Source organism: Robertmurraya dakarensis (genome assembly GCF_900156875.1).
GTDB classification, from domain to species: domain Bacteria; phylum Bacillota; class Bacilli; order Bacillales; family Cytobacillaceae; genus Robertmurraya; species Robertmurraya dakarensis.
The window spans coordinates 1553614-1579704 of sequence record NZ_LT707409.1 but is presented as its reverse complement, the minus strand read 5'-3'; the positions used below and the strand labels follow the sequence as shown (position 1 = coordinate 1579704).

Sequence of the window (26091 nt, the reverse complement as noted above, 5' to 3'; positions counted from 1 at the left end):
TTTGTTCATATTTATTCGCTACAATGATATTAACAGGATATTTTAAAAGGAGTTTTTTACCATGGCCAAACAACAGTTAATCGATCTTGTTGATCGATTAAAAAAGTCAGGAGTAAAAGTTAGCCTTACAAAACCGAGATCGAAACTGATGATTGTCCTCAAGCAGCAAGATAAATTTTCCATCAATATTAATTAATACATGGAAAATAGATATTTTCCTGTGAAAGAAAATCATCATAAAAAGCAAGCCAAAAGGTGTACGAACGAAACCCCGAAAAGTGGACACTAAAAAAGTGTATCTATTCGAGGTTTTATTCTACCTTAGCTTGCTTTTTATTTTTACATTTAGTTAATTTCTTTCATGATCTTCGCGTAAACCTCTTCGCGATCAAAGCCTTCCCCCATAGGGTATTTCTTAATATATTGATTATTCTCGTCAATTAAGTAAACAAATGTTGAGTGTACATAGAATCCATCACCGGGGTCACGGAATTGAAATTGAAATGTACCGGCTAATTCTTCTATTTCTTTTATATCTTCTTTAATATTATTTTGATCACCGGTTAGAAAAATCCAATTACCTTCATCCTCAACTTCAAAATTTTTCATATATTCCTGTAACTTCTCTGGAGTGTCACGATATGGATCGATTGTTACGGTAATAAATTGAATCTCTTTTCCGAATACATCTGCTTTCTGTAGATCTTTCTTTAACATATTCATTTTTAGTGTGGTTGTAGGACAAATATCAGGACAATGAGTATACATAAACTCTATCATTTTAAGTTTTTTGTCAGACTTGCTAAAATCATATACCTCATTATTCATCGTTACTAGGTCAATATTATCGGGAATCTTTGAAGTCATATCTCTTATAACAAAGAAAGAAATCCCTGCAGCGATTCCGACCATGACGATGATACCGCAAATTATATATATTTTTTTCATTTCGCACCCTCCTTCTTTAATAAAGATATAAAACATTCAAGTAAAATCATATGGACATATTGTGAACTTATTGTAAAACATAGAAGTTTTTATCACTTTAGAAACGAGATTGTGTGAAATTTATGAACGTTAATAAAACGTGCAATAAATCACAGAATTTAATATTCAGAAAAGAATAACATGTAATCATCGTAATCACTCAAATATTGAGGAGTGTGGTACATGAAGGGGATTGGGCTGGCGAAATGGCTTATCGGCGGTATGGCAGCATATGAACTCCTAAATCTGATGAAAGGCGGGAGTAAATCTGTACTGAGGCCGCCGGGTGCAGCTGATGAAGACGAGTTTATGGCCTTATGTATAAGGTGCGGTAAATGCATTCAAGCATGCCCTTACGATTCTATTAAATTGGGAACTGAGAAACATGGATTAGGCTTGGGTACTCCCTATCTTGAAGCTAGAGACAGCCCTTGCATGCTGTGTCATGATTTTCCTTGTGTTGAAGTATGTCCAACTGAAGCATTATCAGGAATAACAACTGTATACGATGTGAAAATGGGAACTGCTGTAATTGACGAGGAAGCTTGCATTGCATACAAAGGAATGCGCTGTGAAGTTTGCTACCGAGAGTGTCCATTAATAGACGAGGCGATCACATTAGATATACATATGAAACACGATGATAACCTTCATGCTATCTTTGCACCAGTTATTAATAAGGAAAAATGCGTAGGATGCGGGATTTGCGAACAAAGATGTGTCATAGATAATCCCCTTGCTATTAGAGTAAAACCCCGTGTTATAGAAGGACTTTTTTAACCCATTGGTTTTTAGTGACAACTGGTCATCCTCCATTCTTGATGAGATGTCACTTTAAATAGAATTAAAAAGAAATCCTTTATTTAAAGGGAGGAAAAATAGGATATGGAACTAACGAGAAGATCCTTATTGAAAGCGACGGCTATTTCAATGACGATGGCGGTTGCAGGTTGTAAGAAAGATGATTCAAAATCTTCAATACCGACTGCGACAGCTTCGGAAAGTGTTGAGCCAGATGAATGGAAATCAACTGTATGCCGCTTTTGTGGAACAGGATGTGGAGTGCTAGTTGGAGTAAAAGATGGCAAAGTAGTTGCTACAAAAGGCGACCCGGATAACCGTTCAAGCCGTGGATTAAACTGTATTAAAGGTTTCTATGTAGGAAAAATTCTCTTTGGCAAAGATCGTTTAACAAAACCACTTATTCGCGAAGATAAATCGAAAAAAGGAACAATGGAGGGCTTTAGGGAGGCATCTTGGGAGGAAGCGCTAGACTTAGTAGCCAGCAAATTAAAAGAAAATTACGATAAGGATCCCAAATCTATTGCGTTCTGGGGGTCAGGCCAACAGACAATCATGGAGGGCTATGCGTCTGTCAAGCTTTGGAAGGCAGGTTTGCTCAGCAACAATATTGACCCAAATGCTAGACTTTGTATGGCAAGTGCCGTAACAGGATTTATGAGCACCTTCCAATCAGATGAACCAATGGGCTCCTATAGAGATTTAGACGAGGCTGATGTATTTGTAACATGGGGAGCAAACATGGCCGAAATGCATCCTGTTCTATACTCTAGGCTAACAGCTCATAAACTTAGTAATCCAAACGTTAAACATTACGACATAACCACCAGAAGATCAAGAACATCAGAGACAGCCGACCTTGTCCTTGAATTCAGACCTCAATCAGATTTAGCTATTGCAAACGCTATTGCCAATTACTTAATACAAAATAACTTATATGATCAAAAGTTTGTTGATACACATCTGAAGTTTAAAGCAGGTACAGAGAATTTAGGACACTCCATTGAAGATGGCTATGATGCTACTGACGTAGGAAAAGCAGCTGACAAAGCTTGGGAAATTTCGTTTGATGAATATAAACAAAAGGTAAGTACTTATACATTTGCGAAGGCAGAGGAGATCTCGGGGGTACCTGCGGCAGATATTGAAACACTGGCAAAAGAGTTTGCAGATCCGAATAAAAAAATTATGTCTTTATGGACGATGGGGATGAATCAACACACACGCGGCACATGGATTAATAACCTGGTATATAATCTTCATTTATTAACAGGGAAGATTAGTAAGCCAGGAAATGGTCCATTCTCATTAACCGGTCAGCCTAGTGCTTGTGGTACTGCAAGGGAAGTAGGAGTCTTTTCTCACAGGCTGCCTGCAGACATGGTGACCGCTAACCCTGAACATAGACGATATTCTGAATTGATTTGGAACCTGCCTAAAGGCTATTTAGAACCACTCCAAAATCCAGGTTATCACACTGTGAAAATGTTTCGTGAGTTAGGAAACGGAAACGTAAAATTCTTATGGAGCATGTCTAACAACTGGGGTCAGACGATGCCGAAATTAAATCGCTTCAGAGGAAAAGACGCTAATGGAAAAGGTGTACTTGATGGCTTTATTGTTGTTTCAGAAGTATACCCTACACGATCAACCGAAATGGCTGATGTAGTCTTCCCAGCTGCAATGTGGGTTGAAAGGGAAGGACAATTTGGAAATGCAGAGAGAAGGACAAGTATTTTTGAAAAATGTACGGAACCGCCAGGAGAAGCAAAGTGGGATCTTTGGGCAATTGTTCAGGTGGCAAAACGAGTATTAGATGGCAAGAAAATAGGAGACAAACCTGCATTTGATGTGATATTTGGAAATATATGGGATTACGAAAAAAATGATCTCATTGTGGATCAACATAAAGTAAATGGAGTTCTTTGGGAAGAATATCGTGCTTTCTCAAATCCACATGAAAGCGATAACAAAGAAATTCAGGAACTTGGCAAAAAGCTTAAATTGAAAGCAAAACAAATGGCTCCATATGAGGAGTATTTCAAGCAGCATGGAATTTGCTGGCCGGTGCGTAATGTTGATGGAAAATGGGTTGAGACGAACTGGAGATATGTACACGGCAAACAAGAGGATGGCTATGATCAATATGGGGTAGAAGAGTTCGGTGAAGTTGGAAAATACAAAGATATAGACTTTTATAAATCTGAAGATCATCGTCCATCTGTATTTTATCGCCCGTTTGAAGATGCAGCAGAAATTCCTGATAAAGAGTATCCATTATGGCTTTGTACAGGCCGCGTGCTAGAACATTGGCATAGCGGTACCATGACAAGGCGTGTACCTGAGCTTCATCGTGCAGTACCAGAAGCTCTCTGTGAAATTAACCCAGAGGATGCTAAAATCTTGGGAATTAATACGGGGGATATGGTCAAAGTTATTTCTCGCCGTGGAGAAGTGCAGGTTAAGGCAACCACGAAGGGAAGAGGAAACCCCCCAAAAGGTTTAGTTTTTGTTCCGTTCTTTGCCGAAGAAACTTTAATTAATCTAGTTACACTAGACGCATATTGTCCGATATCCAAACAGCCTGATTACAAAAAATGTGCAGTGAAAATCGTCAAAGCATAACGGAGGTGTGAATGATGAAGAAAGAGCTAATGTTTCTATTCGCTTTTGTACTTGTAATTGGTGCTGCTATAGGCATCTCAGCATTAGGAAACGGATCTGAGAGTGCCAGCAGTGATGATAGTGTAACGGCCGAGGCTACTGATATCGTTGAAATTCCTCAGTTAACCTCTGAAGAGAGAGAAGATGCTGCAACAATGGTCCTGTTGGGGGCACCACCTCTACAGCCATCAGACCATATTGATCGCTGGAACCCTGAGCTTCGACATGAAAGCTGTTTAACTTGCCATGCATCTCCAGAAACGACTGGTGCAAGGGAGATACCAGAGGACCATTATTATGATAATAACATTGATAATCCAATCTTTCGGGATAACTGTGTTCAATGTCATGGACAACAAAATGATACAAAGACGGCATTTAATAGTGAAGAGTGAATAATATTTTAAATTCTATTAAACAAGTAGCCTGTTTTTTTATAAAAACAGGCTATCCAAATAAGAAAGTAGGGACACAAATGGTTATATCAGGCATCTATATAGAAACAATCCCTGGTCAGGCACTAGCTGCTGCTAATGAGCTTGTAAAAAAAGAAGGTGTAGAAGTCCATCATATAGAGGATGATCTAAAGATTATTCTCACGCTTGAAGCTGAATCAGTAGACAGAAGTTATAAAGTTGCTGATACCTTTAAAGAGGTTGATGGTGTATTAACCATTTGTTTAGTTTATAGCAATTTTGAAGATGATCCACTTTGCAAAGAAGCGGATGGATGGCAATGACTGAAAAGATAAATAGAAGGAAATTTTTTTCGATGAATTTTGAGGCTTCTGTAGGTTTTCTAGGCAACTTACTAGCTCCACAGTTTGAAGTTGAGAGGGATTTTTTTCGACCGCCTGGTGCATATAGTGAATTAGATTTTCTAACCTCTTGCAGCAGATGCGGATTATGCAAAGAACATTGTCCTGAGAACATGATCAAGCTTTTTTCTTTTTCAGATGGAGCACAACTACTCAATACACCTTATATTAATCCAAATGAAAGTCATTGTACTTTTTGTAACGAATGTATAAATGTCTGTCCGACTGGTGCTTTGAACCACGCCGGATTAACTCCAATCGGGTTAGCAATTATAAATAAAAACACCTGCCTAACCTTTAAAGAGGTCATGTGTGATTACTGTGTATATTCATGTCCCGTACAAGGTGCCATTACTTTGGTAAACGGAAAACCAGAAATTAATAAAAACTTTTGCAATGGATGTGGGGCATGTGTAACAAACTGTATATCAGATGAGAAAGGAATTTATATTTCAACCAAAGTCCAGCTTGAAAGGAGTATGTAATATGCTTTCTAATATTGGAATTCCGGGCTTAATTCTCATTTTAGTATTAGCACTAATTATTTTCGGTCCGAAAAAGCTACCTGAATTGGGCAGAGCTGTCGGGACAACGTTAAAAGAGTTTAAAAATTCAACAAGAGAATTAGTTTCCGATGTGGAAGAAGAAATAAATATTGTTAAGACAGAGGTTAAAGACGTGAAAGATATTACAAAATCTTAAGTTAGGGATGGTCACATGGTTAAGAAGCCAAGGCGGTTAAAAAAATTGACTCTTACCAGGAGGATAGTTCAGTGGAGCATTCTACTTCTTTTCCTTTCACCGATGGTTCTTGTAAAAGTTGAGAGCGACAACTTCTTTTATGGCTCTCTCGTTTCGTCTAGTATTTTCGGGATTTCGTTAACTGATCCTTTTGCTGCCTTACAAATCTTAATGGCTACTCGAGAAATAAGTTTTGTTTACATGGGAGGAGCTCTCATTATATTCCTTTTTTATCTATTAATTCGTGGAAGGGTTTTTTGCAGTTGGGTATGTCCCATGAATACTTTATTAGAATTAACGGATAAATTAAGGAGATTTATTAAACTGCCGAATCTAGAATTGAATAGACATCATAAAAAATATTATGCGGCGGCTGTGATAGTCCTCTCTTTCTTAATTGGTATACCTTTATTCGAAATTTTTTCACCGATAGGCTATATAATGAAAGGCTTATTATTTTCAGCAGGAATTGGGATGTGGTTAATTGTATCAATTGTTCTCTTTGAGCTGTTAGTTTCAAAAAGAGGTTGGTGTCGGTATCTTTGTCCATTAGGAGGATTTTATCAGTCAATAGGAAAAGCCGGACTCTTCCAAGTGAAATTTGACCATGATGTCTGTGTAGGGTGTGATAAATGTCGTTCTGTATGCTTTTCACATCCTGAAATATTGGAGCCGGGAATTTTTAGGGAAAGTCAATATATAAAAGATGATGACTGCAGTTTATGTGGCGCGTGTGTTGACAATTGTCCATTCGATGCTCTAGAAATCACAGTTAGAGAGACTCCTATCGTAACCAACCAATATTATGATAAAAAATCGCATCAAAAATAGGAAGTCTCTGTTAAATATTACTACTGTAGAAAGATTGCAGCGTACTTATACACTGCTGTCTTTTTTATTTTGGAATAAAACAAAATTAAACAAAAAATGTTAAAATAAGGGGTGCTTTATTAGTTATAGACGAACTTCGTCTCTCTGGGGGTCAAAAATTGAATAACACTGATAAGAAAAACATTCTAACATTACAGGGTTTTTATTTATTTGTCTTTTTTGGATTAGGAGCGATCACGCCTTTATTAAGTGTATATCTCAGTGAAGTAGAAGGGTTAAATGGTTATCAAATAGGTACGATTATGTCGATTGGGCCTGTTATTATGATTTTTTTTCAACCTTTATGGGGAATCATATCGGACCTGACGAATGCGCCTATTCGAATACTAACCATAACTACATTCCTTGCAGGCTTATTTGGATTAGGATATATATTCTTTCATCACTACTATTTATTTCTGCTTATTGCCATTTTGGTTGCGATTTTTCAAAGTGCCATTATTCCAGTTTCAGATAGTCTGGCAATTAAATATACAACCAAAGTTGGTTACAACTATGGAAATGTTAGAATGTTTGGTTCTTTAGGTTTTGGTATTGCTGTATTTATTTTAGGTAGAGTTTCAGAGGAATTTCCTGCATCTATATTTTACAGCTTTTTTATATTTCTGACATTAGCTGCCATTTTAGCTATTCGTATTCCTAAAGAAAAAACAACACCACCACGGAACCTGCTATCAGGAGTTAAAGAAATCTTAACACTTAAAAAGTATCTGATATTTTTAGCTATTACCTTTTTAATTTTTGGGCCAAACTTAGCTAATAACACTTATTTTGGCCTTTTTATTGAAGACCGGGGGGGTACATACACGGGAATTGGTTTTGCCTTTTTGATTGCCGTTTTATCAGAAGTACCATTCATGAAGATTGCTAACAGATGGATTTTGAAATTAGGCTTGCTTCAAATAGCGGCAATTGCAGGCGCTGTCTCATTGTTTAGATGGATATTATATTTCTTCGAACCAAGTTTATTCATTGTATACGCGACAGCAGTAATTCAAGGTTTTTCTTTAGGTTTATTTATTCCGGCAGGCTTACAATACATAAGGGATGTTACACCAGTTCATATTGTCGCGACAGCCATTACACTTTATTCTGCAATTGGTAACGGTTTGGGAAATTGGTTTAGTACCTTTTTAGGCGGGATTTTTTATGAGGAATTTAGCATTTACAGTGTATATCTTTTTTTCGCCATGCTTTCTTTAATTGGTGTACTGCTCAATGTTTGGCTGATCAAAGAAGAAAAACACTCTCCTTCATTGCAGCGAACGGCAATAAAATAATTACATTGGATACGGCCTTTAAAGGGCTGTATTTTTTTTGTGTATCAAAACAAAGGTAAAAATTACTAGATAAAATATTAAATTATTTTCTAAAACCATTATACCTGCCCATTCAGGACAATCTGTCTTTACATAATATACCCATAGATTTCATAGGAGGTGGATATGCATGAGTGGAGGTTCACATGGTTATTCTGGCGGTTTTGCATTAATTGTAGTATTGTTCATCCTTCTAATTATTGTTGGTGCTGCTTACGTTGGCGGTTGGTACTAAAAAATAAAATTAATTAAAGGGAGTGTTACAATGGGTTACGGATATGGCGGATATGGATGCGGCTATGGTTACTCAGGAGGTGGATATGGTTACGGTGGTGGATTTGTTCTAATCGTCGTGCTATTCATCCTCTTAATCATTGTAGGAGCAGCTTGGTTCTAAAAAAAGCAATACGGTAAATTGAAGAATATTACCTGCCTGCCCTAAATCGGGGGCAGGCTTTTAATTGTCTGTATGAATTGTATGTGTGTAGGTAAATATAACAAAGAATGAAACAGAAAGGAGATATACATATGAAGGATAAGCTAAATGAAGAAAGTGCAAAAATTGCCAACCGATATTTTAATCCAGAAGATTACCAAAAAGAAGATCAAATGTCATCTGCACTTGCGGAAACACATGAACAAGTCAGTGATACTTTTGCAGAAGGAGAGATAAAAGCAGTCATTGATGATGTTAATGGGGAGGATATCCCAGTAGAACGAAAAGGATTTGAAAAATAAAGGAGAGAAAAGATATGGCACCCCGAGAAGCACAGAATGATTTAAGCCAGTATCAAATGCCGAAAGCACTTAAGGAGAAAAGAAACGCTTCTTATCGAGTTGGTTATACTGCTACAACGGGAAATAAAACTCCAGGTGAACCTGATTTAGGCAAGAGGGAAGACCTAGAAAATTAAAATGAAAGGAAAAAGGTGCCGCTTTTGCTAATCCTTTTTCCTTTGTTAGCTTTATTTATTTTTATTAAGAAATTGCCTTGCCAGTAGCGCTTTCGCCGCGTTGTAGGATAACCCAGAATTTTTATTCAGCTGCTTTACTGCTTCAATATCAGTCCCGGCAGCAGTAAACTTTTTGTGCCTTTCAATAGAATCCATTAAGATCACTCCTTTAATTAATAATATGTGCGTTTATCACTTTTTTATCAGACCTTGTAGAATACGCCATTAAAAATGTAATTATTTGGCCATAATAAATAAAAAAGGGGGCGGTTGCTATATTTTTTAACAGAAAAGCTCAAGAAGAAAAGCAAGAAGTTGTCATGTTGGATACAGAAGTCTATTCATGTATCGATGATAGCTGTATTGGTTGGATGAGAAAAGAATTTGCCAGCAATGATTTAAAATGTCCATTATGTGGGGATGACACTACAATGGAAGTTCGGGAACTACCAAAAATTAATTAATAAACTAAAGAAAGGAAAGAAGCCCTTGAAGGGCTTCTTTCCTTTTACTTTGCTTTATTTAAAGATTTTCATTTTGTTGGCCAATTTCAGCCTCTGCTATTAATGCATTAGCTGTTTCGAGTTCCTCATGTCCATCAACTGAGTCACCGGGAAAACTCTTTTGATTCGGAAAGTTTCCGTCATTGTCAATTGAGAATTGTTCTTTTTTTGCTGCTTGAGTTAAGAATTCATCTTGCTTTTTTTGATTCATTCATCTTCACCTCTTTATTATAAGCATTCTCCACGTATAAATTTGTTATTCAGAACGAAAACAAACATTTATGTAAGCGTTCACAAAATAGCCATAAATGCAACGTGTACAGATTAAAACCAGTGTTATAATAAAGATGTAAAGGGAACACAACAAAAAAAGAAAAAGAGTTAACATCTTAGGAGGCTCAACCATATAGTGAACGTTCCGTATGAGTAATACGAGGACGATAAACTATTACCCCTTTATAGCTGTAATTGGATGGCATATAAATTGAAGGTAAAGGAGGATAATTCCAGATACTGTTACAAATCAAACTTTACTACTGAAACATTATACTTTGTTTACCTCACTTGCAGAGTATAAAAGAGTGGGATAGCTAAATGAAATTAACATTTCCAATAGGGCAAGATCGAAGCTTCTGCCTACTCAATTATTGGTACGTAGAAAGGAAGATCTTTACCAAAAGACTTTCATTTCACGAATAGTTGGGGAATTAAGCGAATTCCTATTCTTGTTGAAAGTGTTTGTGAATTGAAATTGTAATTACCAATGAAGTTGAAGGAATTTAAATCGAACCTTACGAAATTGTTGTAAAAATCATCCGGCTACGTAAAGCGTATAAGGGGAGCTTGGAAAAATTGAATAATGTTTGCAGCCGAAAAACTTTTAATTTAATTGAATAAATACGGAACAAACACACATCGGTACATTTGAATTGTTGAAAAAGACTTTGTTTCACAATAATGGATTGGAATACCGATGACATGGTTGGGTCTCCTAAGATGTTAAAAATCAACTCTCTAATTATAGAGAGTCTTTTTTTTGCCAAATAGCAAATTATAACCCTCTTGTAAGAAAAGTAAGCTCCTTTTCTATCAGAGGGTTGGGTAAGGATAATTATTCTGATTTCTTTGAGAGACAGCGGTCACATTCCATAAGATAAGATTCTGCTTGCTCCGCCATTGTTTGACCACATTCAGGGCAAACCTTTTTCGGTAGTGTACGGAAAAATTCAACTGGACTTTGTAACATTTTAAAATCCTCCCTTTTTATAATACAGATTATATTGTTTACAACTGTTATAATACAGTATACACATGCTGCTGAGAAATGTGTAGTCTTTTTTTAAAAAAATTTCTTAATTTTTTATGGGTGGAAATAAAAAATTGCCAAATGATACCCACATTTTTATCAATTGATTTCCTATACTATTGGATGAATGAGAAAGGAACTAATTTTTTGTTATATTACTTTTTTCTTTAAAGTAGGTTAAGTTTCCATTACAATCATAGTTGAAACAATTTTCGACAAAAGGGACTGACTAAATTTCCATGGAAGAAATTTTGATATCATATAATCCAGTATTACTCATAACAAGTATATGTTTGACCTTAATGGCAGCCTATACTTCATTAGATCTGTTCTCGATGATGGGCACATCTGAACGGAGCGAGAGGTTTATTTTTGCAGGCGGTACTTTTTCATTGGGTATTGGTATCTGGATAATGAATTTTATGTTAGCTATTGATGTAACAGGTGCAACTAGTTTCAATATTCCAATTACGCTTCTATCCATTTTAGTTGGGATTTGTTTCACAGGAATGGCTTTTTATGCTTTAACATATGAAGTAGTTGATTTAAAACATCTATCAATTGCAAGCTTTCTAATGGCCTGTGCTGTTTTTTCTACACAGATCATTGAAATTTATGGGTTAAAACTAAGTATTCATTTTAGTAAACCCATTTTAGCTGTTGCAGCCATCATGATTTTTTTCTCATTTTTCTTTGTGTTTTGGTTAATGTTTTATTCCAAAATTGCCTTAAAATCTAATCAGGCATGGTTGAAGCCTTTAGGTGCAATTGTTATAACAGTAGCTGTAGTGGAAGGACACTTCTTGTTTGTTAGATCAGCTTCTATCTCTAGGATCATTCCAGCAGTCAACGGGGAACCTTTTGATCAAACATTTCTAGTCTACATCATTCTTTTTGTCGCTATTTTAATACTAACTGGATTGATAGGTTCCAGTGCTTTAATTAACAAGAGACTTAATGAAACCGATACAAACTTAACTGATATTAAAGCTGCATTGGATGAATCTTCGATTGTAGCTATGACTGATCCGAAAGGAAACATAACTTATGTAAATGATAAGTTTGTTGAGATATCGAAGTATTCACGAGAAGAATTAATTGGAGCTAATCACAGCATCTTGAATTCGGGTTATCATTCAACTGACTTTTTTAAAAAACTCTGGGCGACGATTGGGAGCGGAAAGGTTTGGAAAGGTGAAATCAAAAATAGAGCAAAGGACGGGAGTTTATATTGGGTAGACACCACCATTGTTCCCTTCTTGAATAAGAAGAATAAACCGTATCAGTATGTTGCAATTCGCACAGATATAACGAATAAAAAATTATACGAAAAACAGTTACAAGAATCCTTAAAAGAAACTAGTGATATTAAGTTTGCTTTGGACCAATCCTCCATTGTGGCATTCACAGATGAAAAAGGTATCATTACAAGTGTAAATGATAACTTTTGTGAGATTTCACAATATAGCCGGGAAGAATTGATAGGCAGTGATCATCGAATTTTAAATTCGGGACTGCATTCTAAGCAATTTTTCAAAGATTTATGGAAAACGATCGGTCAAGGACAAGTGTGGAAAGGTGATATCCGCAATAAAGCAAAGGATGGTTCGTACTATTGGGTAGCAACCACTATCGTTCCTTTTATTGGAGAGAATGGAAAACCTTATCAATATTTAGCGATTCGAAACGATATTACCGAACGTAAAAAAAATGAGGAAATCCTTCATCGTCAAGATAAATTGGCGGCAGTAGGGCAGCTGGCTGCAGGTGTAGCGCATGAAATTCGAAATCCGCTTACTTCAATGAAGGGCTACGCAGAATTTTTGCTAGAAGACGAAGTAGATGAACAGCGCCGGGAATTTCTTGATATTATTCTTGATGAAATTAATCGGGTGAACGAGATTGTGGAAGACTTTATGGTTTTGGCTAAGCCAAAAGCGGTTGATCTAAAAGAGAAAAATATCATACCCATTATCAAGAATGTTTTATCACTACTAGAATTCGAAGCAAGAAAGAAAAATGTTAGTATGCACTTTGAAGCAAATGATGATATTGTACAAATTGAATGTGATGAAGATCGCTTAAAGCAGGTGTTCTTAAACTTTGTCAAAAATGGAATTGAGGCAATGCCTGATGGCGGGGATATTACCGTAAGAGTTGCGATTACTGATGGCCAGGTACAAATATCGATACAAGATACAGGTGTTGGAATTCCTGAAGATAAACTGAAGAAAATCGGCGAGCCTTTTTATACAACAAAGAAAAACGGAAATGGTTTAGGACTTATGGTGAGTTATAAAATCATTGAGAGCCATAACGGAACCGTCTATATTGAAAGTGAATTGAATAAAGGTACTACCTTCAATATTGTACTCCCTGCTAAAACAGCATAGAGAAACAGTCCAATCTTAACAATTGGGCTGTTTTTTTATTTTCATAAGAAAAGTTCAGATATCTGACTAAATTCTGTCATAATTCTCTGTTCTTTTTCGCTAAAATGGAAGTAGAAGATAAGGAGGGTGCATGAATGACGAATTCACTGACAAAGGCCGTTAAGACCATTTGTGGATATTGTGGAACTGGATGCGGGCTGATCCTCGAAGTGGAAAATAACCAAATCATCAAGATCAGAGGTGATAAAGAGGCCCCAGTTAATAAAGGGCAAACTTGTGTAAAAGGTGCTTTTGCATATAAATATGTACATGCTAAAGAAAGATTAACAGAACCCTTGATACGGAAAAACGGAGAGCTACAATCTTCTACCTGGGAGGAAGCTTTACAATTTATTGCCACTAAACTATCTGGAGTTAAATCTAAATGGGGGCCAGATGCGATCTCCATGTTTGCTTGTGCAAGAACAACAAATGAGTCAAATTATGTTACACAAAAATTTATGAGAACGGTCATCGGGAGCAATAACATCGATGGCTGTAACCGAACGTGACACGCACCGAGTGTTGCCGGTCTGGCAACTGTATTTGGAAGCGGTTCACCAACGAATACTCTTGATGATTTTGATGAAGCAGATATCTTGCTGTTAATGGGGTCAAATACGACAGAAGCACATCCGATTATTGCGAATAGAATGAAAAAGGCTGTTAAATCTGGATTAAAGATTATCGTCATAGATCCGCGCGGGATTGATATGGTGAAGGTTGCACATCGTCATTTGCAAATTGAAGTAGGAGCAGATATTGCTTTCATGAATGGAATGATGCATGTCATTATTGCGGAGAACTTGTATGATGAAAAGTGGGTGCAGCAGCATACAACTGACTTTGAAAAACTTAAAGAAAAGGTGAGAGGCTATACGCCGGAATATACTTCCATGATTACCGGTTTAAGAGAGTCCGATATTATCGATACGGCGAGGGAATATGCAAGCGCAAACAACTCAATGATTGCCTATACGCTTGGAATTACTGAACATCATTGCGGAGTGAATAATGTCTTTGATATTGCCAATTTAGCGTTGCTTACAGGGCATATCGGCAGAAGAGGAAACGGCATCATGCCGCTTCGTGGACAGAACAATGTTCAAGGAGCTGGTGATATGGGATGTCTTCCGAATCTGCTAACTGGAAGCAGACCGGTGACAGACCATGAATATCGCAAACGTTTTGAAAATTACTGGGGTGTGGAAATTAACCCGAATGTAGGAGATACCCAGACTAGAACGTTTGAAAAAATGGAGAACGGGGATGTAAAAGCTTTATATGTTATTGGTGAAAATCCGCTTTTAGCAGATGTCCATCTAAATCATACGAAAGGGTTACTTGAGAAGCTGGACTTATTAGTTGTTCAAGACATCTTTTTAACTGAAACGGCAAAGATGGCGGATGTTGTATTGCCGGCTAAATCATGGGGAGAAGTTGAAGGAACATATACAAACACAGATAGAAGAATACAACGTGTGCGAGAAGCCGTCATCGCTCATCAGAATGTTAAGGAAGACTGGGAAATTTTATGTGAACTTTCGAAGATAATGGGATACGAAATGAATTATCAAAACAGTGAGGCAATCTGGGAAGAAGTACGCCACTTAGCACACGAAGTATACGGAGGAATTACTTATAACAGGCTCGATAAGGAGTATAGTATTCACTATCCTTGCCCAGACGAGAATCACCCAGGTACATTTGTATTACATGAACGACTACATCAGAATGCTAAAGAGAACCAAACGAAATCGCCTTTTGTTCCAGTATCATATACGCCGCCAGTGGAGGTTCCAGACGAAGAGTATCCGTTTACACTAACTACGGGCAGGCGTTATGAGACATACAATACTCACACTCAAACGCGTTACTATGCCTCCGGCGTTAAACTCAAACAAACGGAAGAAACCGTTGATATTCATCCGGAAGATGCTAGCGCCTTGGGAATTGAAAACGGGGATATCGTGGAAGTGAGTTCGAGGAGGGGGTCTTTGACGGTTAGAGCCAAACTTACGGAACAAGTGGTCCCAGGACTTGTATTTATGAGTTTTCATTGGCATGAGGTACCAACTAATGTGCTAACCATTAATGAGTATGACCCAATATCAGGTACAGCAGAATATAAAGCATGTGCCGTTAAATTATCCAAAATTACGTAAAGAGAACCCCCATTTTTGGGGGTTCTCATTATTTAGGGTCAACCTTTTCGTTTGCATTTTCTGTATTTTTTTCTGTATTACCAATGAAAAAACGTTGAACAGGCGCTGTTAGTTTTGTAAAATTAGCTTCAAATTTTTCTGAAAGATAGGCTGCTCGCTCGAAGATGATTGTCCTTATATGATCAATCTCCCGACTGAGTTTCTTTATCAATCCTTCCTGTTGATCCAATCTTTCCATAACTGTATTATGAAAAACTTCTTGCAGCTTAAGCTTTTCAGTAAGTTCATGAAAAAATTCTTCTTGTTTATTTAATTGCGAAGACAAATCCGCTGCATAGAATTCATGATCATTTAGTTTTGACGCTATCTTGGAAAGAGCATCATCATGCAAGGACTGCTGTTCAAGAATTGCTTGTGTCATTAAGCCTTCTGATTCTAACTTTTGTATAAGAGAAGCGTTATTTTTTTCGAGTCTTTCCAGTCTTTCTAAAATAATGTCATTAATATCATTTTGTTTACGCAGCACCTCATCAAATTTATCTGATAATTCATTTTGTTTTTCTAATTTAGTACTAATATGGGTATATTGATGATTCTGTTGATAGACCGTTTCTTTAAGCTGACTTTGTACATGACCAACAGAATCTGTAATGGTCTGGTTTAATTGTTGCTGCTTGTCTAATACCTCCTGTAAATAGTTGACGCGATAGGAGCTTTGATTTTTTGTCTTAACCTTTTTTGATTTATAAAGTTTGGGTTTAGTATTAAAGTTTGTGTAGATTCCCAAAGTTCTCAACCCTCCTTGTTCAATTTTAAAAGCTTAAGATATCGTATGTTATAGAAGTACAACTTGGTGCAAAACCAAAAGATGAATAAACGATTCTTATTGTGGAAAATTATCGGAAAAGGAGTGGTGAATAATGATGAAGAAAAATGAAAACAATCCAACGGTTGCTCCGGGGATGGATGACCAAGAGGAATTGCAGCAAAGCGCGACAGAAGAGGAAATTAAAGAAAATGATTATACTAGCGTAACAACACTTTCCAATGATGAAATAGATCCTAGTTGATAAAGAGGAGATTGAAAATGGGGGCAATTGATCGAAATGGTTATCGCTTTGAACCTGAATACAGTGTGATCAACCAAAAGGGTGCGATACATGTTTATCATCAAGGTGACTTTTTGGAAGAGATTAAGTTTAGCTTTTCTGGAGAATATCCTGAACCTCAACAAATTGAAGAATTAGTTGAAGCTTATTGTAAAGAACATCAAATTTAAATACAGAGAATTAAGATACAATGCATATTTTCCAAGTTTTACCCTAAGACTAATCATGAGGTGATACTTGTGAAAAATAGGCATATTATTCTTGCTTGTCTTTTGCTTTTTCTAGCTTTTAATCCGTTTTCTATCTATGCAAAGGATAATAAGAATGGAACAGACGAATGTCAGCAAATGCTTGATGAGGCAAGACAAGAATACATAAAATTAGTAATGAATGATGTACTTTCAAGCTTTGATTTAATTAAAGGAAATAACTCTGATCAATATACCTATTTTACAGCATATGATATATGGAAAAATCAAGTGCTTATGGGTGAAAATGAAATGTACAGCTCATTAAAAAAGCTAATGGCTGGAACATATAGGGGAGAGAAAAGGCTTTATTTCTTCGATCGTAACCCTGAAAGCGGATATATCTTATATAAAAATGTTGATAATCAAAATGTAATGGTAAAGATTAATCGAACAGAAAATGAATGGGTTATCGCTGAAGAAAAAGTGAAGCCTGGAAAAAGTATTTCTTTAGAAACGATCAATTGTGATGAAGATCATTTTATGCAAAAAATGTTTGATAATCTGTATCCTTAATAAGCAGTGTAAAAGGCCATCTTCCTGATGGTCTTTTATTTTTTCATAAAGGTAAAAAGGATATTATCAGATAAATATCGAAAGTATATTACAAAAGAAAAATGAGGTGTTGATCTTGAATTTGATAACAAACACTCACCCATTCAATATGGTTATCGTTGACAGAGATGGGAAGATACAATCATCTCAATTAGAGCAAGAGTTATTTTATCAAAGTAATATTAAGGATAAACCCTTTAAAGGCCTTTTTGACGAGTGGGAAGAACTCGGATCTAACATTATACTAGCTTCTTGTAATGATCAAAGATATTTATTATTAACTGACCATTTGCATGAAGACGGATCACAGCGAATATATATTATGGTTGAGGGAGAGGGAGTACATGCTTTAAAACAACAAGTAAAAGAACTTGATAAATCAATAAGACAGTTAGATGCGATCATTGAAAGCTCATATGATGGGATTTATATCACCGATGCCGAAGGAAATACATTAAAAACCAACTCAGCAATTGAAAGATTAACAGGCATTCCTAAAGAATATTATATAGGAAAAAATATGGACGATTTAATAAAAAGGGGAATACTGCAAGAGTCTGTTACTAAGAAGGTACTGGAAACAAGACAAGCTGTAACCGTCGTCCAAGAAAATTTCAATGGAAAAGAAACACTTTTAACAGGCAATCCTATCTTAAATGAACAAGATGAAATTGAAATTATTGTCACGAATATTCGGGATTTGTCTGAACTAAATCAATTGAATCTACAATTAAAAAAGGCAGAGAAGTTAAATGAGAAATATAAAGAAGAGTTAAAGCGATTGAAAGCAACTGCTAATCAAGACAAAAATATAATTTTAAAGAATGAAAAGATGATTAAAATCTATGAGATGATTGAAAGAATAGCTGATTTTGATACAACTATTCTTGTATTAGGAGAGTCTGGAGTAGGAAAGGACGTATTAGTTAGACATTTTTATCAAAATAGCCCTCGTTCTAAGAATGGACAATTAGTAAAAGTAAATTGCGGCGCCATTCCAAAAGACTTGCTAGAGTCTGAGCTCTTTGGTTATGAAGGCGGTGCTTTCTCTGGTGCGAATCGTTCTGGAAAAGCTGGAATGTTTGAATTAGCAGAGAACGGTATTCTATTTTTGGATGAAATTGGTGAGTTGTCTTTAGAGTTACAGGTAAAGTTATTAAGAGCCATACAGGAAAAAGAGTTTATGCGTGTAGGCGGAACAAAATTAAAAAAAGTCGACACGCAACTTATTGCGGCTACTAATAGAGACTTAAAAGAAATGGTGCGAAAAGGTTTATTTCGTGAAGATTTATATTATCGATTAAACGTTGTCCCAATATCTGTTCCGCCTTTAAGGGAGAGACAGGATGATATTTTACCTCTTATCCATCACTTCTTAGAGCAATATAGCCAAAAATATCATTTGTCTAAAGAGTTTGACTATGAACTAAATCAATATTTTTATTATTACAATTGGCCTGGAAACATTAGGGAGTTATCGAACCTAATTGAAAGGTTAATTTTGACGGTGCCTCACGAATTGATAACTGTCGATGATCTGCCTGATGAATACAAAAATCACTCTGCGATTAATCTGGTATCCTCAAACAAAGAACTTTCTTTAAAAGAAGTGGTAGATATGGCTGAAAAACTTGCAATTGAAAAAGCCTTTCACGAATGCAAATCTACTTATGAGATTGCCGAAAAATTAAAAACCAGCCAGCCGACCATTGTTAGGAAATTAAAAAAATATCAATTATCATTCTGACTGATTCAAAAATGAATCGATAGATACAGAATTGAATCACACGTAAATATTGGAGTTTCTAGGGGTTATAAGAAAAGTGATTCAAAAGTGATTCAAAATTGATTCAAATGAAAATAGGAGACTGATAGATTAAGGGTTCTAAGTTGGCATGGAAATTGCATAATACTTAATGTCAGTGATTTTTAAAGGGGGGTATAGCTTGGAGGAAAAGATCTGGTTTAAACATATAGTAGAAGGAAATCCGAAGGAAATTGAGATTCCTGAAATATCACTTACAGATCTATTTAAACAATCAGTAGAAAAGTTCGAAAATCATACTGCTGTGACATTCTATCAACAAACCTACACATATAGTCAGCTTTTTAAATACATTAAAAATGTTGCAAGTGCTTTAAGAAAGCTAGGCGTGCAGAAAGGAGATCGGGTAGCAATCATGCTGCCAAATTGTCCTTACTACCCTATTAGTTTTTATGCATCATTGCTATGCGGTGCTACCATTGTCCAAGTAAACCCTATGTATAAATCAGATGAATTACTTTATGTCTTAAATGATTCAAATGTAAAATGCTTGATTGTACTGGATGGTCTCTATTCCGCTGCCGAGAGTATCTTAAAGGAAACGAATGTTTCCATTGTTATAAAGGCTTCTTTTGAAAGCCTTTGCACAATGAAGGAACTCCTGAATGACCCGGGTGATTCAATACCTGACGTTACGATTAATCCAAAAGAGGACGTTGCTGTGATTCAATATACAGGCGGTACAACAGGCAGGTCTAAAGGTGCAATGCTCACTCATTTTAATTTGGTAGCCAATACACTGCAAAGTGCAGCAACATCGAAGAACTTTACTAAGCCTGGTGAAGAAAGAGTATTGACTATTTCACCGTTATTTCATGTTTACGGCATGACAAGTGGAATGAATTTAACCTTTTACAACGGCGGCAACTTAATATTAGTTCCTAAGTTTAATGTTGAAGAAGTTGTTGATATTATCGAAAAATTAAAGCCGACAGGATTTCCTGGAGTGCCTACCATGTATATAGCCCTTCTTCAATATTATAAAAAAAGGAAGTTTGATCTAGGCTGCTTCACTTCATGCACAAGTGGTTCAGCACCTTTGCCAGTAAAGGTCTTACATCAGTTTAATCAAGTAAGCGGTACAACTGTCGCTGAAGGTTATGGACTTTCTGAGGCATCACCTGTGACTCATCGTAATCCAGTCGGTGGGCTTCAGAAACCTGGAAGTATTGGGATTCCAATACCGAATACGGACAGCAAAATTGTCGATATGAGCACAGGAAAAGTGGACTTGCCTATTGGGGAAGTTGGGGAACTTGTCATAAAGGGTCCGCAAATAATGAAGGGATATTTAGGGATGCCTGAGGAAACAAATCATACGATTCGTGATGGATGGCTGTTTACAGGCGACCTTGCCAAGATGGATGAAGATGGTTACTTTTACATTGTTGGCCGCAAAAAAGAAATGATTCTAGCGAGTGGCTTCAATGTTTATCCAATTGAAATTGAAGATGCTCTATATAAGCATCCTAAAGTATTAGAAGCAGCTGTTTTTGGAGTTCCTGATGAATACCGTGGTGAAACGGTAAAAGCGGTTATCGTGGTAAAAGATCAAGAACAACTCACCAGTGAAGAAGTAATTCAATATTGCAGGGAGCATCTCGCATCTTACAAAGTGCCAACTGACGTAATTTTTGTTGAGGAAATGCCTAAGACAACAGTAGGTAAGATCTTAAAAAGAAAGCTGCAGGAACAGTTTTCTAAATAATTCAAATAGATAGTCTAATAAAAAATACAACATAGAAGTAAACTTCTGCGAATAAAATTAATCATAACAGAATGGAGAGAGATTTTATGCATTTACGTTTAACTGAAGAACAAAAAATGGTGCAAGAAACGATTAGAAAATTTGTTGAAAAAGAATTAATACCATTGGAAAATGATGTGTTAAGAAATGAGAGAGAAGGGAGACCAAGTCTTCCACCTGGAAAATTGGAAGAACTTCAGCAAAAAGCAAAGGAAGCTGGATTCTGGGGAATTAATACTCCTGCTGAATATGGCGGTGCTGACCTTGGCCAAATGATGATGGCTCTCGTTACGATGGAAATTTCCAAAACGTTTGTACCGTTTAAATTTGGGGGTTCTGCTGATAATATTCTTTACTATGCAAATGAAGAGCAAAAGAAAAAATATCTTATACCAACGATAAATGGAGAAAAGAAATCCTGTTTTGCAATGACAGAACCAAGCGCTGGGTCGGATACTCGCAATATTAAAATGACCGCTGTAAAGGATGGTAATGAATGGGTCCTAAATGGTGAAAAAACATTTATTACAGGCGGTAATGAAGCAGACTTTGTTATGGTTATTGCGATCACAGATAAAGAAAAGCATAAAGCAACAGGAAGAGAGGGTGTAACCTGCTTTATTGTTGACAGAGATATGGGCTGGAAATCTGAGTATATCCATACAATGGGTGAATGGGGACCTGCAGGTTTAGTGTTTGATAACGTGCGTGTACCGGAAGAGAATATACTAGGCGAGGTACATGGCGGCTATAAGCTTGGTCTAGAATGGATCGGATTTGCAAGATGGATTATTGGTGCACGTGCAGTTGGCGCTGGAGAAAGACTTTTACAGATGGCGATAGACTATTCAAAGGAACGTGAAACGTTTGGAAAGCCAATTTCCGAAAGACAAGCAATTCAGTGGCAGATTGCTGATTCAGCAGTAGAAATTGAAGCAGCAAGATGGCTTACATTAAATGCAGCCTTTACTCTTGATATTGGTGAAGATAATCGACATCTTGCGTCAATAGCCAAGCTTTATGGGTCAAATATTGCAAATCGTGTGGTCGATCGTGTCCTGCAAATCCACGGTGGAATGGGTTATACAAGAGAGCTGCCGATCGAACGCTGGTATCGCGAAACTAGATTGTGGAGAATTTATGATGGTACTGATGAAATGCAGCGCTTAATCATTTCTAGAAATCTATTAAAAGGCCATGTTAAACTAGGACAATTCATTTAATTAGTAGTATAATAAATATGACTATTATGAATTTTCTATACAGAGGAGGAACACTACGATATGGCAGGTAGATTTGATGGGAAAGTAGCATTTGTCACAGGTGGAAGCAGAGGGATTGGAAAAGCAATCGTTAAACAATTTGCTGAAGAAGGGGCAAGTGTTGCGATCATTGATGTAAATGAACAAGCTCTAACTGAAACAGAAGCAGAATTGAAAGAAAACGGATATACTGTTTTTACGAAAGTTGCTAGTGTAACGGAACGCAATCAAATAGAAGAGGCCATGGCTGAAGTGGCTGAGAAGTTTGGGACAGTTGATATTCTAGTGAATAATGCTGGAGTCATCCGCGACAATATGCTATTCAAGATGTCTGATGACGACTGGACTACGGTCATGGATATTCATTTGAAAGGTGCTTTTTATGCATCACAGGCTGCTCAAAAATATATGGTGAAGAATAATTATGGAAGAATTATCAACATCTCTTCCACATCTGCTTTAGGAAACAGAGGACAGGCAAACTATGCAACAGCAAAGGCTGGACTGCAAGGTTTTACAAAGACACTTGCTATTGAATTAGGGAAATATGGGATTACTGCGAATGCTGTTGCTCCAGGCTTTATTGAGACAGATATGACGAAAGCAACTGCTGAGAGAGTAGGAGTTCCTTTCGAAGATTTTGTAAAAGCAAGTGCAAAGGCAATTCCTGTCGGCAGAACTGGTAAACCTGAAGATATAGCAAATGCTGTAGCCTTTTTTGCAGATGAACGTTCATCATTTGTCAACGGTCAAGTTATCTATGTTGCTGGCGGACCAAGAACTTAATGCATTATCTTTCTAATATTATGTACCGATCTTTAGAAAAAGCCATCAAAAATGATGGCTTTTTTAATTTGGGGAATTTTAGCATCCAATTTTCACATATTTCCTATAATTTTCACTTATTTTTTTATGATAACAACTGAAAATATAGAAGTAAAACTTAATTAGTGAAAGGGGAGCGTTTATGTGAAAGGATTAAAAGTTTTCCTAATAGGCTGTCTCATTTTGTTTCTAGCTGCATGTAATCAGAATGCAGGAGATTCAGCAGGACAGCAAGTTCAACGAGAGAATGACTTGCAGCAAGTAGGGAATAGAAACGGGTTAGAACAGTCTGGCAGAAGAAATCTAGAAGACAGAACATCCCAAGTCAGACATAACAATCAAAATGATCAAAGAAGAAACAATAATGTACCGAATGATGCGATTCAACGCATCAATAATGGGTTTATTACTATTGAACAAAATTCGTATAGTACAACCATTCCAAGCAGTAAGTTTCCACATAGCAAGTATATAACAGAGGGACAATTCGAGTTTTATCTCAATGAAAATGAAAAAAATCAGTCACAGTATCAGCAAGGAAAAGCTGAAGCAGGAAGAACTCCTGAATCCCAGCAACCTGACAGGGGCCAGGCACCGGCAAATGAACCAGAGGCACAGCGACCTGACAGGGAGCAGGCACCAGCAAATGAACCAGCACCACAGCAGCCTAGAAATGAGCAGGCTCCTGCCAATGAACAAGCGCCACAGCAAGATTTACAAACACAGGGGATTACCCAAACAGAACAGAGGGTTATTGAACTGACAAATGCAGAACGTAGAAAAAACGGTCTGTCCGATTTACAAGCAGATACATCTCTAAGTAACGTAGCACGTGAAAAGTCTAGGGATATGCAGCAAAATAATTATTTTTCTCATACAAGTCCGACATATGGCTCACCGTTCGATATGATGAGAGACTTTGGTGTTAACTATCAATCAGCTGGTGAAAATATTGCCAAAGGGCAGAGGTCACCAGAAGAAGTAGTGAATGCTTGGATGAACAGTGAAGGACACCGTAAAAACATTCTTAGTAGTGACTACACGCATATCGGCGTTGGCCATAATCAGAATGGAAATTATTGGACGCAAATGTTTATAAAGAAATAATGATCCTTTAAAGGGAGCAATCAAAATGCGATTGCTCTTTAATTATGGTAATTAATATATTTAATTAGCATAATTTCCTTTTTTTAGTAAACCTTAAAATTGAGTCTTTAAACTATTTTGTCCCAGTTTTTTTTAAGGGGTGTACGTTTGTGTATTTCAATGTTAAGTATGAGTACAAGCTGTTTTGGTTAGGCCTTCTGATCATCTTCTTATATTTATCTCCTCTTTTTATTCTTGGTGAAAACGCACATATACGAGTGCACGATAATCTAGACTCAAACCTTGCCTGGTATAAAGTCTTATCAAGAAGTGGAGAAATGTTTGGTTCGATCAACGCAACCATTCCACAAGTTATAAATGGGCTTCCCCGCAATGCTTTAGGTACAGAGTTTAGCGGAATTGTTTGGCTTCATCATTTATTCCCCACAATGATCGCTTATGCACTAAGCCAAGCGATTACGAGGGTTTTTGCTTTTATTGGGATGTATTTATTGCTAAAAAAGCATTTTATACAGGAGAGTCGATGGTCTTATCTGTGTGTTGGAGTAGCCCTGGCATTTGCGCTGACTCCATTTTGGCCATCCGGAATGTTAAGCACGTTAGGAATGCCCTTAGCACTCTGGGCATTTTTAAATATTCGCAATGGGGAAAGGTCCTGGGTAAATTACTTCGTTTTAACAGCATTACCATTGTATTCAAGCTTTGTATTAGGGTTTTTCTTTTTTCTTTTTGCACTTGGCGTTTTTTGGCTGGCTGACGTTATGCGGGGAAAAGGATGGAATATACGTTTTCTTTTCTCGATAGTATACATGTTAATAATTTTTTTGTTGGTCGAATACAGACTGGTAAGCTCATTTATTTTTGAAGGAGATCCGAACAGCCGGGATGAGTATTTTCACGCAAGACTTTCTTTTTGGAGGTCGGTCAGGTTAACCTTTAAGAACTTTGTATTAGGGCATACCCATGTCATGACTGTTCATGGACTAATCGTCCTTCCAGTCTTATTGATCGCACTATACATTATTTTTTCAAAAAGGCTATGGAAACAAGAAAAGGCATTTGTATTTCTATTCATCCTAAATTTTGCGTTATCAACATGGTATGCCTTTTGGTTTTATAAGGGATGGCTGCCTCTGACAGAAAGGTTTCATTTTATGGATACCTTTAATTTTGCCCGGTTTCATTTTTTAAGGCCGCTCATTATTTATATGGGCTTTGCTCTAGGGCTAAAGATCATTGTAAAACATTTAATAGGATGGGAAAAAACGGTGCATTTTTTTATCATTGCTCAAATTTTGATTCTTTTTGCGTTTAATGATGAGGTAGTTCACCATAAGAAACCAACTGTTAAGGAGTTCTATTCGGAGGATCTATTTGAAGAAATCAAAGACCATATTAAACTTCCTGTAGATCAGTACCGTGTTGTGAGTATTGGGATTCATCCAGCAATTGCTCAATACAATGGTTTTTATACGTTAGACACCTATAACAATTTTTATCCTTTATCTTATAAATACCAATTTAGGAAAATAATTGAGAATGAGTTAGCAAAAAATAAAACGATTAAAACATATTTTGATGAGTGGGGTGGACGTTGTTATATATTTACGAATGAATTAGGGAAGCATTATATGTTTAAGAAAAACACAAAAAAATCAATAAAGGAACTGAATCTAAATATAAAGCCCTTCAAAGAAATGGGGGGAAGGTATATCTTTTCTGCCGTCCCAATTGATAACGCAAGTGAAAATAATCTTATATTAGAAAAAATTTTTACACATAAAGATTCTCTTTGGAAGATCCACTTATACAAGGTAATTTAAACAACTAGGAG

30 protein-coding genes are annotated in these 26091 nt (G+C 36.6%); 25 read left to right on the top strand and 5 right to left on the bottom strand.

All coding sequences use genetic code 11. The annotated features are described in order from the left end of the window. Window positions 1-61: 61 nt before the first annotated feature. Window positions 62-196: a hypothetical protein gene (locus CZ487_RS27750; protein ID WP_272914207.1), complete on the top strand. Its 135-nt coding sequence runs from the start codon at window positions 62-64 to the stop codon at window positions 194-196. Window positions 197-345: 149 nt separating this feature from the next. Here the strand turns inward: CZ487_RS27750 and CZ487_RS16425 are convergent, their stop codons facing one another. Then, window positions 346-948: an SCO family protein gene (locus CZ487_RS16425; protein WP_077213356.1), complete on the bottom strand. Its 603-nt coding sequence runs from the start codon at window positions 946-948 to the stop codon at window positions 346-348. Between the two features lie 222 nt (window positions 949-1170). Between CZ487_RS16425 and CZ487_RS16420 the strand changes: the two genes are divergently transcribed. From CZ487_RS16420 to CZ487_RS27220, 12 genes are all read left to right on the top strand, one after another. Further along, window positions 1171-1767, top strand: coding sequence for a 4Fe-4S dicluster domain-containing protein (locus tag CZ487_RS16420; protein ID WP_077213355.1), 597 nt, complete (start codon window positions 1171-1173; stop codon window positions 1765-1767). Between the two features lie 105 nt (window positions 1768-1872). Continuing rightward, the gene (napA, locus tag CZ487_RS16415; protein ID WP_077213354.1) at window positions 1873-4413 is read left to right on the top strand and encodes a nitrate reductase catalytic subunit NapA; all 2541 of its coding nucleotides are present in this window, start codon (window positions 1873-1875) and stop codon (window positions 4411-4413) included. Between the two features lie 11 nt (window positions 4414-4424). After that, window positions 4425-4847, top strand: a complete 423-nt coding sequence (locus CZ487_RS16410; protein WP_077213353.1) for a nitrate reductase cytochrome c-type subunit — start codon at window positions 4425-4427, stop codon at window positions 4845-4847. A gap of 80 nt (window positions 4848-4927) precedes the next feature. Further along, window positions 4928-5191, top strand: coding sequence for a chaperone NapD (locus CZ487_RS16405; protein WP_077215356.1), 264 nt, complete (start codon window positions 4928-4930; stop codon window positions 5189-5191). Continuing rightward, entirely contained in the window at window positions 5188-5754 is a 567-nt protein-coding gene (locus CZ487_RS16400; RefSeq protein WP_077215355.1) for a 4Fe-4S dicluster domain-containing protein, read from the top strand. Before CZ487_RS16405 ends, CZ487_RS16400 begins: the two co-directional genes overlap by 4 nt. 1 nt (window position 5755) lies before the next feature. Then, window positions 5756-5971 carry a twin-arginine translocase TatA/TatE family subunit gene (locus CZ487_RS16395; protein ID WP_077213352.1) on the top strand — a complete coding sequence of 72 codons (216 nt, stop codon included), beginning with the start codon at window positions 5756-5758 and terminating at the stop codon, window positions 5969-5971. 15 nt (window positions 5972-5986) lie between these two features. Then, complete coding sequence (locus CZ487_RS16390; protein WP_077213351.1) at window positions 5987-6841, top strand: NapH/MauN family ferredoxin-type protein; 855 nt, start codon at window positions 5987-5989, stop codon at window positions 6839-6841. Window positions 6842-6999: 158 nt separating this feature from the next. Further along, window positions 7000-8181, top strand: a complete 1182-nt coding sequence (locus CZ487_RS16385; protein WP_077213350.1) for an MFS transporter — start codon at window positions 7000-7002, stop codon at window positions 8179-8181. Between the two features lie 169 nt (window positions 8182-8350). Continuing rightward, window positions 8351-8455, top strand: coding sequence for a YjcZ family sporulation protein (locus tag CZ487_RS16380; RefSeq protein WP_077213349.1), 105 nt, complete (start codon window positions 8351-8353; stop codon window positions 8453-8455). Between the two features lie 30 nt (window positions 8456-8485). Continuing rightward, window positions 8486-8617, top strand: a complete 132-nt coding sequence (locus CZ487_RS16375; protein ID WP_077213348.1) for a YjcZ family sporulation protein — start codon at window positions 8486-8488, stop codon at window positions 8615-8617. A 131-nt stretch (window positions 8618-8748) separates the two neighbouring features. After that, window positions 8749-8958 (top strand): YozQ family protein, encoded by a 210-nt coding sequence (locus CZ487_RS16370; protein ID WP_077213347.1) that lies wholly within the window; start codon window positions 8749-8751, stop codon window positions 8956-8958. A gap of 14 nt (window positions 8959-8972) precedes the next feature. After that, a complete protein-coding gene (locus CZ487_RS27220) occupies window positions 8973-9134 on the top strand; it encodes a hypothetical protein (protein WP_202617842.1) in 162 nt (53 codons plus the stop codon). Between the two features lie 51 nt (window positions 9135-9185). Here CZ487_RS27220 and CZ487_RS27215 read toward each other — a convergent pair whose 3' ends face one another. Then, complete coding sequence (locus tag CZ487_RS27215; protein WP_154676047.1) at window positions 9186-9329, bottom strand: hypothetical protein; 144 nt, start codon at window positions 9327-9329, stop codon at window positions 9186-9188. A gap of 98 nt (window positions 9330-9427) precedes the next feature. On the opposite strand from CZ487_RS27215, the gene CZ487_RS16365 reads away from it, so the two are divergent. Beyond that, window positions 9428-9637, top strand: coding sequence for a cold-inducible protein YdjO-related protein (locus tag CZ487_RS16365; RefSeq protein ID WP_337189777.1), 210 nt, complete (start codon window positions 9428-9430; stop codon window positions 9635-9637). A gap of 58 nt (window positions 9638-9695) precedes the next feature. Here the strand turns inward: CZ487_RS16365 and CZ487_RS16360 are convergent, their stop codons facing one another. Further along, window positions 9696-9887 (bottom strand): hypothetical protein, encoded by a 192-nt coding sequence (locus CZ487_RS16360; RefSeq protein ID WP_077213345.1) that lies wholly within the window; start codon window positions 9885-9887, stop codon window positions 9696-9698. A 900-nt stretch (window positions 9888-10787) separates the two neighbouring features. Then, entirely contained in the window at window positions 10788-10922 is a 135-nt protein-coding gene (yhfH, locus tag CZ487_RS16355; RefSeq protein WP_077213344.1) for a protein YhfH, read from the bottom strand. Window positions 10923-11221: 299 nt separating this feature from the next. Between yhfH and CZ487_RS16350 the strand changes: the two genes are divergently transcribed. Both CZ487_RS16350 and fdhF read left to right on the top strand, forming a co-directional pair. After that, entirely contained in the window at window positions 11222-13375 is a 2154-nt protein-coding gene (locus CZ487_RS16350; RefSeq protein ID WP_077213343.1) for a PAS domain S-box protein, read from the top strand. Between the two features lie 134 nt (window positions 13376-13509). Continuing rightward, window positions 13510-15579: a formate dehydrogenase subunit alpha gene (gene fdhF, locus CZ487_RS16345; RefSeq protein ID WP_237562905.1), complete on the top strand. Its 2070-nt coding sequence runs from the start codon at window positions 13510-13512 to the stop codon at window positions 15577-15579. 28 nt (window positions 15580-15607) lie between these two features. Here the strand turns inward: fdhF and CZ487_RS16340 are convergent, their stop codons facing one another. Then, on the bottom strand, window positions 15608-16366 hold the full coding sequence (locus CZ487_RS16340) for a hypothetical protein (RefSeq protein ID WP_077213342.1): 759 nt from the start codon (window positions 16364-16366) through the stop codon (window positions 15608-15610). Window positions 16367-16499: 133 nt separating this feature from the next. Here CZ487_RS16340 and CZ487_RS27210 point away from each other — a divergent pair, with 133 nt between their 5' ends. The 9 genes from CZ487_RS27210 (at window position 16500) to CZ487_RS16300 (ending at window position 26080) form a co-directional block, all read left to right on the top strand. Next, window positions 16500-16649: a hypothetical protein gene (locus CZ487_RS27210; RefSeq protein ID WP_202617841.1), complete on the top strand. Its 150-nt coding sequence runs from the start codon at window positions 16500-16502 to the stop codon at window positions 16647-16649. A 17-nt stretch (window positions 16650-16666) separates the two neighbouring features. Beyond that, on the top strand, window positions 16667-16858 hold the full coding sequence (locus CZ487_RS16335; protein ID WP_077213341.1) for a YbxH family protein: 192 nt from the start codon (window positions 16667-16669) through the stop codon (window positions 16856-16858). 69 nt (window positions 16859-16927) lie between these two features. Then, window positions 16928-17452, top strand: coding sequence for a hypothetical protein (locus CZ487_RS16330; protein ID WP_077213340.1), 525 nt, complete (start codon window positions 16928-16930; stop codon window positions 17450-17452). A gap of 106 nt (window positions 17453-17558) precedes the next feature. Next, window positions 17559-19238, top strand: coding sequence for a sigma-54 interaction domain-containing protein (locus tag CZ487_RS16325; protein WP_419865724.1), 1680 nt, complete (start codon window positions 17559-17561; stop codon window positions 19236-19238). Window positions 19239-19407: 169 nt separating this feature from the next. Further along, window positions 19408-21024, top strand: coding sequence for a long-chain-fatty-acid--CoA ligase (locus CZ487_RS16320; RefSeq protein ID WP_084783314.1), 1617 nt, complete (start codon window positions 19408-19410; stop codon window positions 21022-21024). An 86-nt stretch (window positions 21025-21110) separates the two neighbouring features. Then, window positions 21111-22286 carry an acyl-CoA dehydrogenase family protein gene (locus CZ487_RS16315; protein WP_077213338.1) on the top strand — a complete coding sequence of 392 codons (1176 nt, stop codon included), beginning with the start codon at window positions 21111-21113 and terminating at the stop codon, window positions 22284-22286. Window positions 22287-22346: 60 nt separating this feature from the next. Next, on the top strand, window positions 22347-23111 hold the full coding sequence (fabG, locus tag CZ487_RS16310) for a 3-oxoacyl-ACP reductase FabG (protein ID WP_077213337.1): 765 nt from the start codon (window positions 22347-22349) through the stop codon (window positions 23109-23111). A gap of 183 nt (window positions 23112-23294) precedes the next feature. Next, window positions 23295-24257: a CAP domain-containing protein gene (locus CZ487_RS26210; RefSeq protein WP_237562903.1), complete on the top strand. Its 963-nt coding sequence runs from the start codon at window positions 23295-23297 to the stop codon at window positions 24255-24257. A gap of 149 nt (window positions 24258-24406) precedes the next feature. After that, window positions 24407-26080: a DUF6044 family protein gene (locus tag CZ487_RS16300; RefSeq protein WP_077213336.1), complete on the top strand. Its 1674-nt coding sequence runs from the start codon at window positions 24407-24409 to the stop codon at window positions 26078-26080. Window positions 26081-26091 lie beyond the last annotated feature (11 nt).